Raw genomic sequence first — 13,463 nt, 5'->3', positions numbered from 1 at the left:
CCCCATCGCTCATGTGTCAGAGGGCGCGTGTCGAGGGGATGGGCTTAGGTCGATTGCGACGCTCGAACGTAGCCAGTTTTGGCGCCAAAGACTTTCTCGCGTTGCGACCAGTCGTGGGTCGCGTTCCATAGGGCCAGCACCTGGGGCGCTTCCGCTTCGAACTCTGGATAGCGTGCTGGATCGCAAGTTCGCGTGGTCAGTTCCAGACGGTGGCCCGACGGATCAAAAAAGTAGATCGAGGTAATGAAGTCGTCGTGATTGGTGGGGCCGACGACGGACAGGCCCTTGCCTTCCAGGTTCTTCTTGGCTTGCAGCAAGGTGTCGATGTTTTCCACTTCGAAGGCGAAATGCTGAACCCAGGCTGGGGTGTGCGGATCGCGACCAGATGGTTCTCCTTGATCCTGCGGGCACTCGAAGAATGCAATGTTGCTGCCGTCTTCCATCTCGAAGAAGATATGGATGTGCGGACTGTATTTGCCGGTGGAGGGCACATGGTCTTCGCCCATGGCGTGGGCGAATTTCAGACCAAGTACTTCGGTGTAGAACTTCACTGTTTCCGCTGCGTCTTTGCAGCGGAAGGCGGCGTGGTGGAGCTTTTTGCAGAGCATGGCGTTTTCCTGTTAGCTAAACGGGTGGTTATCGCGTGGGGCGCTCTCATGCGCCGGTGAAACCGGAAGGCGCTTCCTGCCACATGGGCTGAAAGAATGGGGCGGGCGTGAGGAACTTGGATTCCTGGCTTTGCAACATGGGTAGCATCCTGGACACATAGGCCTGCCATTGCGGATCCTTCATCAGGCGTGCACGCAGCAGGGCACGCTCGTTCATGTCGGTGTAGGCCCACAGATGCACGATCTGATTCAACGGCCCTGACTCTGTGGTGTAGTAGCCAACCATGCGGCCCAGGATGCGCCGCTGCACAGCCAAGCCCTCGGCCTCATACAGGGCCAGGTAGTTGCGCCATTGGCCGGGATGGGTGGTGTAGGTGCGTTGTTCGACGAGCATGGTGGCTTCTCCCTCAGTCCGACGCTAGGCAGCCGCTGCCAACGCAGTGTTGGTGCAATGACCCCAGCCGATGCTGACGTAGCCTTTGCGCGAAAAATGGCCGCGGAAGCTGATTTCGTCACCGTCATCCAGGAAGCTACGTTGTTTGTGGGTGGCGGCAAATTGCAGGCTGGTGTGCGTCATTCATGCACCCTTTGGCCTGTGTGCTGTCCCGCCAGGCGGGAGTGAGCCTTCTCAGGGGGGACTGGCTTGGTGCTCATAACGTGTGTCCTCCGTCAATGACGATGCGTGCACCCGTGGAGGTGCGCAGGTGCGTGACGCAGGCGAGGATGGCTTGGGCCACATCTTCTGGAACCACTACGCGGCCCAGGGGGGTCTTGGCCGCCTTTTGCTCCAACTCGCTGCGGTTGCGCCCGTTCACGAAATCGGTGTCGACCGAGGCCGGTGAGACACACAGAAAGCGCACCGGAGCAAAGGCACGGGCCAGGGAGACGGTGAGCGTATCGAGCGCCGCTTTGGCCGCGCAATACGCCATGTTGCTGCCGAGGCCGGTAAAAGCCGATACGGACGATACGTTGACGACCGTGGCGTCAGGGTGGGTGCGAAGAAGTGGCAGAAGGGCTCGCGTTATGCCATACGTGCCCCCCACGTTCTCGGTGAGGATCTGGTTGAACAGTTCCGGCGTCAAGGTGTCCAGATCCGTGTGCGAAATGCGCTGCGTGAATCCTGCAGAGTTCACCAGGACATCCAAGTGACCGTGCTCTGCCTGTAGCCAACTTCTTGCAGCCGCGTGGGTTGCTGGGGCGTCCAGCGAGATCTGCAACGTGGCATGGCGGCTCGCTTCGTCAAGGCTGGCACGAAGGGCTTCTGCACGGTCACGTCCGTGGTGGTATGCGATGACAACGCGGGCGCCTTCTCGCGCCAGAGCACGCACCGTGGCGGCACCTATGCCGTTACTTCCTCCTGTGACGAGAGCGACTTTGTCTTGCAGTGAGCAGACGGGATTACGTTCCATGTTCTATTGCCGATCTGTAGCGTCGTGTCCGATAGTTGGATGGCTTGGGAGCCAACTGACGGAATTGTTTTCTAATTGCGGGATGGCGTCATTAATTTGTCCGATAAACGAACATGAATAAAACCTCTGACTCAGGTTCACTCAAGCGCGGTGTTGTCTTGCTGAAGTTGCTGGCCACTGGTGGCGCCAGAGGATGTCCGTTAAGTGAACTTTCTGAAAAGTCCGGAATGCCACACCCCTCGGCGCACCGAATCCTCAAGCAGTTGATTGCCGAGCGTCTGGTAGAGCACAACCGAGAAACGCACCGCTACAAGCTGGGTCCGTTGGCGTTTGAGCTGGGCATCGCTGGCTCCACCATGCATGACATTCGGGATTTGTGCGAACCCACCATGCAGGCGATGGCGTTGGAGACGGAGGACACGGTGTATCTCGTAGTACGCAGCGGCTTCGAGGCGGTGTGCATGCATCGTTGGGAAGGTAGCTTCCCGATTCGTACGTTGGTGTTGGAAGTGGGAAGCCGTCGTCCGTTGGGGGTGGGTGCAGGTGGTCTGGCTATTCTGGCTGCCGTTGCAGAAGATGAGCGCGAGGAGATCATCCGGCGAGTGGGGCCGGCACTTCCGGCATTTGGAAAACTCACACCCGCTGCCTTGGCGGAAGCCTGTGACACCACTCGAGCCCACGGGGTGGCGGTCATCCAGAACCGGGTGAGTCTGGGCGTGACAGCTGTGGGCGCTGCGTTTCGCGACAGCATGGGGTTAGCAATCGGTGCCGTCAGCGTGGCGGCACTGTCTCAGAGGATGGGGCAGACACGACTGCGCAAGATTTCTGAACTGGTAGTGCGCGGCGCGCGCGATATAGAGGGCAGCATTCGCAGGCAACGGGCATCGGTCAAGACAGGCAAGGGCGGGCGGATGGGAGAGCCTTCATCGGTCGCTGTCTCCGTAAATAGCTTGTGACGAGGCGGAGCACCGCCTCTGAAATATGGCTTGAAGGACATTAGTGAAGCGGGCGAAGCAACAACAAGACGCAGAGCATCAACATGGAGACGGCAACGCTCGCATCAAGTACGCGCCAAGCCATTGGGTTGCGGAACGCAGGCTGCAGGAGCCGAGCGCCAAAACCCAGCGCTGCAAACCAGACGACGCTTGCTACGCAAGCGCCTAAGCCAAAAGCCCACGATACATCCCCCGTGTAGCGGGTGGAGAGACTGCCAATAAGGACCATGGTGTCTATATAGGCATGTGGGTTGAGGAAGGTGAATGCCAACCCTGCCAGCAAGACGCGGCGCCAGTTTTTCTCATTGCTCTGCTGAGCGCTCAAAGCGGCACCGCCTCGCCACGCACGCAACGCTGCCTGCAGGCCGTTCCAACCGATGAAGGCTGCACCGCCCAGGCGCAGCAACTCCAACAGATCGGGCCATTCGCGAATGATGGCCCCCATGCCGCCAACGCCGGCCAAAATCAATGCGATGTCTCCAATCGCGCAGACCGCCACCACCAAGCCGACATGGCTGTGCTTCAGCCCTTGCCGAAGGACAAAAGCGTTCTGAGAGCCGATAGCAACAATGAGGCCAGCTCCGGTCAAAAATCCAGCGGTGGCGGCTGTGAGAAACATCGACGACTACTCCAGGGGCAGAAAAGTTCTTTGAGATGCCCGATAGTGCTGCCTGGTGGTGGTTAAGTAAAACTAGTTTTTCTTAAGATAATGAAGAAAATCTAATCTGGAGAGTCATCATGGATCTGGTTCATCCGCAGTTGGCGGCGTTTTCCGCCGTCCTGGAAGAAGGCAGCTTCGAAGCTGCTGCTCGCCGCTTATCCATTACCCCGTCTGCCATGTCTCAGCGCATCAAGGCTCTGGAGGACCGGCTGGGCCAGGTATTGGTGGTGCGCCAGCCCCCGTGCCGGCCCACGCCAGCGGGGGAGATGCTGCTGCGCCGCGTACGCCCCATGCAGACTCTGGAGGCAGAGGCGCTGGCTGATCTGCTGCCAGAAATCAGTGGCGACCCCGCGTCTCGCGCTTTCCGCCCATCCCGGCCTATCGCCATTGCAGTCAACAGCGATTCACTCGCCACCTGGTTTCTTGGGGCCTTGTCCCAGCTCTATGAGCGGCATGGCTATCTGTTTGACGTCAAGCGAGACGATCAGGATCACACCCTCCATTTGCTGCGCGATGGCTCTGTGCTTGGCGCGGTAACCGCAGAAGCGGCGCCACTGCAAGGGTGCGAGGTGCAGGCATTGGGGGCCATGCGTTACCAGGCGATTGCTTCGCCCACGCTGGCCGAGCGCTATTTCTCTGGTGGGGTGGATGCCGCAGGCCTGGCGAGCGCGCCCATGATTGTGTTTAACCGCAAGGACGAGCTGCAGTGGCGTTTTGTGCGCAGGGTGACGCGCACGCGGGTCAATCCTCCGGTGCATTACCTGCCGTCGGCGTCTGGTTTTATCGAGGCTGCGGCACTGGGTTTGGGGTGGTGCCTGGCTCCAGAAGCCATGCTTCAATCTGCTCTGCAGGCCAGGAAGATAGTGCTGATTGCGCCAGACCGTTGGCTGGACGTGCCCTTGTACTGGCAGCATGCGGGCATTCGCTCGGATACGCTTCAAAACATTGGCGCCGAGTTACGCAGAGCGGCCGGCGCTGTCTTGAGAAAGAAGTAGCCGACCTGGCCGGTACTCAAGGCGATCCTTGTACAGGACTGAACTTCCTTGTGAGACCGAGAGGCAGGCCCCATATGCAGAATTGCGGTGTTTGCGCGCAAAGCCCTCGTCGCTGGGATAATCCTGGACCCAATGACTGACCGCACCGTGCCTTTGAACCCGCCCTTGAAGATCGAATTTCCTCCCAACCTGCCTGTATCGGAGCGCCGTGCCGAGATAGAGGAAGCCATGGCACGGCACCAGGTCATCATCGTCTGCGGCGAAACGGGCTCTGGAAAAACCACCCAGTTGCCCAAGATGGCGCTCGCTATGGGGCGGGGCAAGATGAATGCGAAACCGGGAGAGCGGGGCCGGCTCATTGGCCATACCCAGCCGCGCCGGATTGCGGCCAGCAGCGTGGCCAAGCGGATTGCAGAAGAGTTGAAAACGCCGCTGGGCGAGGTAGTGGGCTACAAGGTGCGTTTTCAGGACCGCTTGTCCCAGAACGCGTCCATCAAGCTGATGACCGACGGCATTTTGCTGGCGGAGACGCAAACCGACCCGCTGCTCAAAGCTTACGACACCCTGATCATCGATGAGGCCCATGAACGCAGCCTGAACATCGATTTTCTGTTGGGATATCTGAAACAGATACTTCCCAGGCGTCCGGACCTGAGGGTGATTGTCACTTCCGCCACCATCGATGCGGACCGCTTTGCCAGGCATTTTGAAAGCAGAAATGGCCCGGCGCCCGTGCTCATGGTGTCTGGAAGAACTTTCCCGGTTGAGCAGCGTTACCGGCCTTATGAAGAGAACCGTGAATACGACCTGAACAACGCTATAGCTGATGCCGTGGACGAGCTATGGACTGGCCGGCCGGTGGGCGATATTTTGGTTTTTCTTCCCGGTGAGCGTGAAATTCGCGAAGCGGCAGATCACCTGCGCAAGCACCTTTCACACCACGCGGGAACGCGCGGTGCGGAGGTGCTGCCTTTGTTCGCTCGTCTGTCTCAAGCTGAGCAAGACCGTGTGTTTGACTCTCATGGCGCGCCGCGCATCGTGTTGGCCACTAACGTCGCTGAGACATCGCTTACGGTGCCTGGCATTCGTTACGTGGTAGATGCAGGTACGGCCAGGGTCAAACGGTACAGTTACCGAAGCAAGGTAGAGCAACTGCTGGTGGAGCCTGTGAGCCAGGCTGCTGCCAACCAGCGCGCCGGCCGTTGCGGCCGTGTGGCCGACGGCATTTGCATACGCTTGTACGACGAGAAAGACTTCTCAGGCCGCCCACGCTTTACCGACCCTGAAATCTTGCGCAGCTCGCTTGCGGGCGTGATCTTGCGCATGAAGAGCCTGCGCTTGTTGGGCGATGGTGGCCGGGTAGAAGATTTTCCGTTTCTGGAGTCGCCTTCTGGCCGCGCCATTGCCGATGGCTACCAATTGCTGGGTGAGCTGGGCGCTGTCAACGATGCAGGCGAACTGACGCACCTGGGCAGCGAATTGGCCCGTCTGCCCCTGGATCCGCGCATAGGCCGGATCATTATTGAAGGGCGGGACCGCGGGGCCCTGGAAGAGGTCATGGTGATTGCGTCTGCGCTGAGCGTGCAGGACGTGCGTGACCGCCCCCTCGAAGCACAGGCACAGGCAGACCAGGCGCACGCCAAGTTTGACGACGAGAAGAGCGAATTCAGCGGCTACCTGCGGCTGTGGAAATGGCTGCATGACGCCCGTGGGGGACACGCTGCGGGAACCCGCCGCGAAATGGCGGCTCGGGAAGCCAAAGCCCCCAAAATGCCCGCCAATGTGGCGGTGCTGCCTGTGGCCCAGCGTGCCGCCTTGGCAATGCAGGCAGCTAGGCAGGCGCTTCAGCAGACGGCCCAAAGTGCTGTTCCAGCTTCAAAGGCGGGGGCGCGCATTGCGCAGGCCGCTGATCAGGGCCGTGCGATCGATCCGTCGTCTCACAAACTGAGTAATCGGCAATACGAAAGCCTGCTGCGTCAGAATTTCATCAGCGTTCGGCGTGTGCGCGAATGGCGCGACATTCATACGCAGCTACATACGGTGGTGGCTGAGCATAAGTGGAAGGTCAACGCCCAACCAGCAGGCTATGAAGCGCTGCACAAGTCCTTGCTGGCAGGCTTGCTGGGCAACATAGGCTGCAAGCTGGAAGAGGACGCTGGTGGCAGCTCGGGCGAATACCTGGGCGCACGTGGCATCAAGTTCTACCGGCATCCCGGCGCGCATCTGAGCAAGAAGCCGGGACGCTGGATCGTGTGCGCGGAACTGGTTGAAACCACCCGACTGTTTGGCCGCGGCATTGCCAATATAGAACCGCAATGGCTGGAAGAGGTCGGGGGCCACTTGCTGAAGAAACAGCTTCTGGCACCGCACTGGGAAAAGAAGGCCCTGGACGTGATTGCGCTGGAGCGCGCCACACTTTATGGCTTGCCTGTGTACACCGGCCGGCGTGTCAGTTTTGGCAAGGTTGATCCTCACGCCGCCCGTGAACTCTTCATACGCGAAGCGCTGGTGGGTGGTGAGTGGCCGGATGAGTGGGCGCGACGCCTTCCCTTTCTGCCTGCCAACGTCAAGACCATCGCCAAGGTGGAAGAGCTGGAGCACAAAAGCCGCCGGCAAGACGTGCTGGTGGACGACGAGCTCATTTACGCTTTCTACGACCAGCAGATTCCGCAGGATATCTGCAACGGCAGGGATTTTGAGTCCTGGTGGAAAGAGGCCAGCCAGACCAAGCCTGATCTGCTGCGGCTGACGCGTGAAGAGCTGATGCGCCACGACGCGGCTGGCATCACGACCAGTGCCTTCCCCAGGGTGGTCCGGCTGGGAGGCGTTGATTGCGCCGCCAGCTACTTGCATGAGCCGGGAGATCCCAAGGACGGCCTCACAGTGACTGTGCCGCTCTTTGTACTGAACCAGGTGAACGAAGAGCGTGCTGAGTGGCTGGTGCCCGGCATGCTGAAAGACAAAATCCAGGCGCTTTTGAAGAGCCTGCCACAAAGGCCACGCAGCCGATTTGTGCCGCTCCCCGAAAGCGCTGCTCGCCTGAATGAGCAGTTGAGTTCGTCAGATGCTTTTGGCAATGGAAGCTTGGTCGATGCATTGTTGAAGATGGTCCGTGACGCGACCAGTCTCCAGGTCGCACGAACAGATTTCAAACAGGACATGCTGCCCATGCACCTGTTCATGAACTTTGTGGTGGTGGACGAGCATGGCCGCCAACTTGGCACAGGCCGCAACTTGGCCGCGTTGAAGGCGGAGCTGGGTTCTCAGGCAAGGGGTGCGTTCCAGGCGCTGGCGGCATTGAAGGTCAGCACGCCAGACGGCACGCCCTCACCGGCCTCGCGAGGCCAGAGTGCCCAGCCAGGTGCTGGTACGCAGGAAGCCGCTGCTCGTATGCGGAGCGCTGCGAAGTCGCCGGCGGGTGCACCCGCAGCGCGAGAGGCAAGCCGGTCTGGTGCGACTGACGAGATTGTCACCAGCCAGCGTCACACGACATGGAGCTTCGGTGAATTGCCAGAACTGATGGAAATTCGCCGCAAAGGGCAAACGCTGATCGGGTTTCCTGCTTTGGTCGATGGGGGCGATGCGGTCACTATAGAGGTGTTCGACGAACCCGATGTGGCTGCTAGCAAGCACCGTGGGGGTCTACGCCGCCTGGTGTCTCTCCAGATCAAGGACGCCCTCAAATACCTGGAAAAGAATATTCCGGACCTACAGAAGATGGGTGTCGCCTTCATGAGTCTGGGCACGCCCGAAGAGTTGCGCCAACAAATCATTGATGTGGCGCTGGACCGCGCTTTTCTGCAGGAACCTCTGCCGCAAGATGCTCAGAGCTTTGGCCGCAGGGTAGAGGAGGGCAGAGGCCGCCTGACCTTGATTGCGAACGAAGTTGCGCGGCTGGCGGGTGTGATTCTGACCGAATATGCTGCTGTTGCACGCAAGCTCAAGGACGCCAAGAACGCCACAGAGGCCGTGGCAGACGCCCAACAGCAACTGCAGCGCTTGATCAGCAAGCGCTTTCTTCAAGAGACTCCCTGGACAGCGCTGCAGCACTTTCCACGGTATCTCAAAGCCATTTTGCTGCGCATGGACAAGCTTCGCGCAGATCCGGCCCGGGATGCACAGCGCATGGTGGACGCGCGTGCTCAAGAGCAACGGTTCTGGCGTCTGGTCGCGGAACGCAAGGGGGTGCAAGATGCCCGGCTGCAAGAACTCCGTTGGCTGCTGGAAGAGTTGCGCGTGAGCTTCTTCGCGCAGGAGTTGAGAACCCCTCAACCAGTCAGCGCGAAGCGTCTCGAAAAAGTGTGGGGACAGGTGAAGGGCTGAGACTCCCTTCTCTGTTACCGGCTTGGAGCCGGACCTTTGCACGTGGTCGGTGGTTGCCGGGATAGTTGCGTTCTTTGGTTAACAGGATCTCGCTGCAAAGGCCGATTCTCACTGCTCACGCTAAATCTTTATCCTGCTATCGCCCTGGGCTGGGTTTTGCAAAATTTGATTTGATTCTCAAGGAGCTAGCAAGCTGGGAGGCGGCGCGCTGCTTCTTTGGCCTTGCGCCGCGCAAATAGGTGTTTTGGCTTCATAGCCAATTAACCCGAGCGCTTCCACATTCGCATTCACTCCCACCTATCAATCTAGGTGAAAAGAACGTGGCATTGCGAGGAACGGAATACTTCAGTCCTAGTTATTTGAACGGCGTTAAGCGCGGAAAATAAAAGATGCACGCCTAAACCACAAATATGTCACGCATAAGGCGTACACACTGCGTCTCGAATGAACATTTTCTTGTCTCGCTGGTCACAATTGGAAACAGGCAATTCCTATTAACCCACATCATGTTCTCCTTCTTTACCTCAGCCATTTTTCTGCTCCTCGCGTTCGCGATAGCGGTGGTTGCTGGCGCGTGGGGATATCGTGCATGGGGAATTCGCGTTGCCAAGCGTCAGCAGCGCATTCCGAAAAATTGGCCTTTAGCCCAAAGAGCATTGGTTAACACCGACGAGTTCGGTGTATGGCGCTGGCTGATGCATACCTTTCCTGAGCACCGGGTCATGATCAAGCTGCCGCTTACCCGTTTCGCCATGCCGCACGAAAGAGAGCAGGCCAACGCACTGCACCAACTGCTTGGCTCCGTGTATTGCACTTTCACCATTTGCGGCGTTGACGGCAAAGTGGTTGGCTGCGTGGATGTACCTGCGCCCGGGGATTCTCAAAGACGGGGCTACCGTATCAAGCGCTCATTGCTTGGTCAGTTTGGTTTGCCGTACTGGGTGGTGCGGGCGGACAATCTCCCCGATCCGTCCCTCATGCGCAACGAGTTTCTTGATGGCCAACATGCCTCCGCCGCAATGGAGCGTCATGTGGGGCATGAAGAACAGGAAATGTTGAGCGCTCAGGCGAGTTTGCGATCTGCACTTTCCCGACAGCGGCAAAGCCGAGGCCACAGTGATTTTGGCATCCTGCCCTCAGAACTTGCCAATATGGACGATGGCGATTCTCGCCATGGGCGCCATGACCGCGGGGGTTGGCAGACCAATTCGTTTCTCTTTCCCGTGGACAGCCGCGAAGGCGAATTACGTTGAATGGCAGATGGGCCCGTATTTTCTCGATCAGAGCCAGCTGAAAATCAAGTTGAATTTCAGTTGAACTAGAAAATGCTTTTTGAGTTCTGGAACTGATTTCGCCAGTCACTCGATGTGCATCGCTTACGCTTAAGGTTCGCTAGCGCTCCAATAATTTCGAGAGAAAATCACGCCCGCGCTCGGTTTGCGGCGCCGTGAAGAAACTCTCTGGCGCAGATTCTTCCATGATCTGGCCTTCGTCCATGAATACGATGCGGTCTGCCACGGCCCGCGCAAAATTCATTTCATGGGTGACACAAAGCAGCGTCATACCTTGCTCAGCCAAGTCGACCATGACATCCAGCACCTCTTTGACCATCTCAGGGTCCAAGGCCGAGGTGGGTTCGTCAAACAACATAATGCGCGGTTTGAGGCATAGCGCCCGCGCGATCGCGACCCGTTGCTGCTGCCCACCGGACAGTTGTAGCGGGTACTTTCCAGCTTGCCCGGCGATACGTACACGCTCAAGCTGGGCCATCGCCTGATCGCGCGCCTCAGACGGCGACACCTGATTTACCCAGACGGGGGCGAGCGTCAGGTTCTCCAGCACGGTGAGATGCGGAAATAGATTGAACTGCTGAAACACCATGCCTACCTGGCGTCGCACTGCCTGCACTTCCTTGAGGTCATCGCCCAGCACATGGCCGGCGACTGTTAGCTGGCCTTCCTGATAGTCTTCCAGCGCATTCACGCATCGCAAGAGGGTTGATTTGCCAGAGCCAGACGGCCCGCAAATGACCAGCCGCTCGCCTGCCTGTACATCCAGCTCTATGTCGCGAAGGACATGCAGGCCGTCGGCGTACCACTTGTTCACCCGCGCGAAGCGGATCAAGGGGGCATCAGAAGGGGTAGGCGAAACGGTCATGAGGCGTGGCGGTGCAAGCGGGCCTCCAGACGCCTTGCATAAAGCGACATGGAGAAGCAAAGCGTGAAATAGATCATCGTAATGAACAGGTAGCCTTCTATTTTGTAAGGGCGCCAGACGGGATCACCCGAAAGCGCCAGCCCCAGTGCGCCCGTCAGTTCATAAAGGCTCACGATGGTCACCAGCGATGTATCTTTCAGCAAGGCAATGAAGTTGTTCATCAACCCGGGAAGCACAGTCGTCAGTGCCTGGGGCATGACCACCAATCCTTGCGTTTTCCAGTATCCCAATCCCAGGGATGCGGCTGCTTCCTGCTGTCCGGTCGACACTGCTTGCAGGCCACCCCGAACCACTTCTGCCATGTAGGCTGCGGCAAACAAGGTAATACCGATGATCACGCGTATCAACACGTCCGGGTTGCGCCCAGCTGGCAGCAGCAGGGGGAACATGAAGCTGGCCATGAACAGCACGGAGATCAGCGGTACGCCTCGGACCAGTTCCACATACACGGTGCAGAATGCACGCACCGCAGGCATGGACGAGCGCCTGCCCAGAGCCACGGCGACCGCCAACGGGAAGGCCAGTGCAAGTGAAACGGTCGTCAGCAGCAGCGTAAGCGGTAGCCCACCCCACTGCGAGGTGTTGACTTTGGGCAATCCCGCGATCCCGCCACCCATGAGCGCCACAAAACTCACCAGGCCGACGATCCATGCCGGAAGCAACCACTTGCGCCAGAGTTGGCGTATTCCGCTGGCGACGACCAATGCCAGCATCAACACCGAGGCCAGAGCCGCGCGCCACTGTTCTGCGTAAGGGTAGTGACCAAACAGGATTACTCTGTATTTCTCGGCAACGACACCCCAACATGCACCTTGGCCGCGTGCGGCTTCGCAGGCCTGGGCGTCTGGAACGAAGACTGCATGTACAAGCGCCCAATTGGCCAAATGCCAGAGAGCCCAAGCGGCCAGTACGCCCAGCGCGCCAGTGGCGAGCAGGCTCATCGGACTGGCTCCCAATGCGGCACGCAGCCGCTGAACGAAACCAGCGCTTTGTTGCGGTGCGGGACGCGCTTCAATAAATGTTCTGGGAGCGCTCATACTCAACGCTCCTTGATGGCCACACGGCGATTGAACCAACCCATCAAAGCAGAAGTCAGCAGTGAGAGTGCCAAATACACCAGCATGATGAGGGTGATGCATTCCACCGCTCGACCTGTCTGATTGAGCGAGGTGTTGGCAACCGAGACCAGGTCTGGATAGCCAATGGCCACGGCAAGCGATGAGTTTTTGGTGAGGTTCAGGTATTGGTTGGTGAGCGGTGGAATGATCACGCGCAAGGCTTGCGGCAGTACCACCAGCCGGAGCACCAAGGCGCGTGGCAATCCTATGCTGGCGCCAGCTTCCAGTTGCCCTCGGCTGACTGAAGAGATGCCAGCGCGCACGACTTCCGCGGTGAAAGCGGTGGTGTAGGCCGTCAGCCCCAGCAGCACGGCCATGAATTCAGGGGTGAGGGACACCCCCCCTTCTATTGAGAAACCCCCCAGTTCGGGCACATCCCAGGCGGTTGGCATGCCACCTGCGAGCCATCCCACCAAGCCAGCCCCCAGGATGGTGACCAGTGGCTGAAGCACCAGACTGGGAGGGCGACCACCTGCATTCCGGAAGCGGCGGCGCGCCCGCAGGCCTGTCAGCGCTGCGAGGATCGCGCCCACACCCAAACCAGCCAACGTCCAATCCCAACCCACTGAGGCGGCTGGCGCAGGCAGTGCCAAGCCCCCCTTGCTCAGATAGACAAGACCGCCCAGGCTAAGCGCCTCACGTGCGGGCGGCAACACCTCTACAAAGATCAAGTACCAGACAAGCAATTGGATGAGCAGCGGCACATTGCGAAACAGCTCCACATACCCCTGGCAGAGTCCGCGAACCAGGGCGTTGCTGGACAATCTTCCTATGCCAATCAAAACACCGGCCACCGTGGTGAGCAGGCATCCAACAATGGCCACGCGCAAAGTGTTGCCTATGCCGACAAGAAACGCTTTCCAATAGGGATCGCTACTGGAAAAATCCAGCAGGCTTTCACTGATATCAAAGCCAGCGCTGTCGGTCAGAAAATCAAAGCCACCTTGAATGCCACGCGCTCGCATATTGGCCCAGGTGTTCGAAAACAGCCAGGCCAAAAGGCCAACCACCGCAGCGATTGCGAGCGCCTGATACACCCAGCGGCGCAGGCTGCGACTGCGCCAGCTCCATGCGGCTCGGCGCGGCACGACCGGTGCTGGTCTTGCGGGAATCGTCATCCGCGGGCTTCCCGCAGGC

General features: G+C 59.1%; 12 protein-coding genes. 4 read left to right on the top strand and 8 right to left on the bottom strand.

The features are described 5' to 3' along the window. Positions 1-44: 44 nt before the first annotated feature. The 4 genes from ABIE13_RS08985 to ABIE13_RS08970 form a co-directional block, all read right to left on the bottom strand. A complete protein-coding gene (locus ABIE13_RS08985; RefSeq protein WP_354442793.1) occupies positions 45-608 on the bottom strand; it encodes a VOC family protein in 564 nt (187 codons plus the stop codon). Positions 609-654: 46 nt separating this feature from the next. Further along, positions 655-1,002, bottom strand: a complete 348-nt coding sequence (locus ABIE13_RS08980) for an NIPSNAP family protein (protein ID WP_354442792.1) — start codon at positions 1,000-1,002, stop codon at positions 655-657. 24 nt (positions 1,003-1,026) lie between these two features. Next, positions 1,027-1,185 carry a hypothetical protein gene (locus tag ABIE13_RS08975; RefSeq protein WP_354442791.1) on the bottom strand — a complete coding sequence of 53 codons (159 nt, stop codon included), beginning with the start codon at positions 1,183-1,185 and terminating at the stop codon, positions 1,027-1,029. Positions 1,186-1,258: 73 nt separating this feature from the next. Next, complete coding sequence (locus ABIE13_RS08970; protein ID WP_354442790.1) at positions 1,259-2,017, bottom strand: SDR family NAD(P)-dependent oxidoreductase; 759 nt, start codon at positions 2,015-2,017, stop codon at positions 1,259-1,261. Positions 2,018-2,130: 113 nt separating this feature from the next. On the opposite strand from ABIE13_RS08970, the gene ABIE13_RS08965 reads away from it, so the two are divergent. After that, positions 2,131-2,973 carry an IclR family transcriptional regulator gene (locus tag ABIE13_RS08965; RefSeq protein ID WP_354442789.1) on the top strand — a complete coding sequence of 281 codons (843 nt, stop codon included), beginning with the start codon at positions 2,131-2,133 and terminating at the stop codon, positions 2,971-2,973. 40 nt (positions 2,974-3,013) lie between these two features. Here the strand turns inward: ABIE13_RS08965 and ABIE13_RS08960 are convergent, their stop codons facing one another. Then, a complete protein-coding gene (locus ABIE13_RS08960; RefSeq protein WP_354442788.1) occupies positions 3,014-3,631 on the bottom strand; it encodes a LysE/ArgO family amino acid transporter in 618 nt (205 codons plus the stop codon). A 119-nt stretch (positions 3,632-3,750) separates the two neighbouring features. Between ABIE13_RS08960 and ABIE13_RS08955 the strand changes: the two genes are divergently transcribed. The 3 genes from ABIE13_RS08955 (at position 3,751) to ABIE13_RS08945 (ending at position 10,244) form a co-directional block, all read left to right on the top strand. Continuing rightward, positions 3,751-4,668, top strand: a complete 918-nt coding sequence (locus ABIE13_RS08955) for a LysR family transcriptional regulator ArgP (RefSeq protein ID WP_354442787.1) — start codon at positions 3,751-3,753, stop codon at positions 4,666-4,668. Between the two features lie 132 nt (positions 4,669-4,800). Further along, positions 4,801-8,991 (top strand): ATP-dependent RNA helicase HrpA, encoded by a 4,191-nt coding sequence (gene hrpA / locus ABIE13_RS08950; protein ID WP_354442786.1) that lies wholly within the window; start codon positions 4,801-4,803, stop codon positions 8,989-8,991. Positions 8,992-9,497: 506 nt separating this feature from the next. Continuing rightward, positions 9,498-10,244 carry a hypothetical protein gene (locus ABIE13_RS08945; protein WP_354442785.1) on the top strand — a complete coding sequence of 249 codons (747 nt, stop codon included), beginning with the start codon at positions 9,498-9,500 and terminating at the stop codon, positions 10,242-10,244. Positions 10,245-10,383: 139 nt separating this feature from the next. On the opposite strand, the gene ABIE13_RS08940 is transcribed toward ABIE13_RS08945, so the two are convergent. The 3 genes from ABIE13_RS08940 to ABIE13_RS08930 are packed head-to-tail and all read right to left on the bottom strand — an operon-like array spanning position 10,384 to position 13,444. Next, positions 10,384-11,148 (bottom strand): amino acid ABC transporter ATP-binding protein, encoded by a 765-nt coding sequence (locus ABIE13_RS08940; protein WP_354442784.1) that lies wholly within the window; start codon positions 11,146-11,148, stop codon positions 10,384-10,386. Continuing rightward, positions 11,145-12,245, bottom strand: a complete 1,101-nt coding sequence (locus ABIE13_RS08935; protein WP_354442783.1) for an amino acid ABC transporter permease — start codon at positions 12,243-12,245, stop codon at positions 11,145-11,147. The genes ABIE13_RS08940 and ABIE13_RS08935 overlap by 4 nt, the downstream gene beginning before the upstream one ends. A 2-nt stretch (positions 12,246-12,247) precedes the next feature. Then, positions 12,248-13,444 carry an amino acid ABC transporter permease gene (locus tag ABIE13_RS08930; protein WP_354442782.1) on the bottom strand — a complete coding sequence of 399 codons (1,197 nt, stop codon included), beginning with the start codon at positions 13,442-13,444 and terminating at the stop codon, positions 12,248-12,250. Positions 13,445-13,463: the final 19 nt, after the last annotated feature.

It is taken from the genome of Ottowia thiooxydans (assembly GCF_040548795.1).
Taxonomy (GTDB): Bacteria; Pseudomonadota; Gammaproteobacteria; order Burkholderiales; family Burkholderiaceae_C; genus Ottowia; species Ottowia thiooxydans_A.
The sequence above is the reverse complement of the archived record's forward strand: the minus strand, read 5'-3'. Positions and strand labels throughout refer to the sequence as shown.

Excerpts from the sequence above, each read along its gene's own strand:
- ABIE13_RS08985 (WP_354442793.1), bottom strand. The coding sequence starts at position 608 with ATGCTCTGCAAAAAGCTCCACCACGCCGCCTTCCGCTGCAAAGACGCA.
- ABIE13_RS08980 (WP_354442792.1), bottom strand. The coding sequence starts at position 1,002 with ATGCTCGTCGAACAACGCACCTACACCACCCATCCCGGCCAATGGCGC.
- ABIE13_RS08975 (WP_354442791.1), bottom strand. The coding sequence starts at position 1,185 with ATGACGCACACCAGCCTGCAATTTGCCGCCACCCACAAACAACGTAGC.
- ABIE13_RS08970 (WP_354442790.1), bottom strand. The coding sequence starts at position 2,017 with ATGGAACGTAATCCCGTCTGCTCACTGCAAGACAAAGTCGCTCTCGTC.
- ABIE13_RS08965 (WP_354442789.1), top strand. The coding sequence starts at position 2,131 with ATGAATAAAACCTCTGACTCAGGTTCACTCAAGCGCGGTGTTGTCTTG.
- ABIE13_RS08960 (WP_354442788.1), bottom strand. The coding sequence starts at position 3,631 with ATGTTTCTCACAGCCGCCACCGCTGGATTTTTGACCGGAGCTGGCCTC.
- ABIE13_RS08955 (WP_354442787.1), top strand. The coding sequence starts at position 3,751 with ATGGATCTGGTTCATCCGCAGTTGGCGGCGTTTTCCGCCGTCCTGGAA.
- hrpA (WP_354442786.1), top strand. The coding sequence starts at position 4,801 with ATGACTGACCGCACCGTGCCTTTGAACCCGCCCTTGAAGATCGAATTT.
- ABIE13_RS08945 (WP_354442785.1), top strand. The coding sequence starts at position 9,498 with ATGTTCTCCTTCTTTACCTCAGCCATTTTTCTGCTCCTCGCGTTCGCG.
- ABIE13_RS08940 (WP_354442784.1), bottom strand. The coding sequence starts at position 11,148 with ATGACCGTTTCGCCTACCCCTTCTGATGCCCCCTTGATCCGCTTCGCG.
- ABIE13_RS08935 (WP_354442783.1), bottom strand. The coding sequence starts at position 12,245 with ATGAGCGCTCCCAGAACATTTATTGAAGCGCGTCCCGCACCGCAACAA.
- ABIE13_RS08930 (WP_354442782.1), bottom strand. The coding sequence starts at position 13,444 with ATGACGATTCCCGCAAGACCAGCACCGGTCGTGCCGCGCCGAGCCGCA.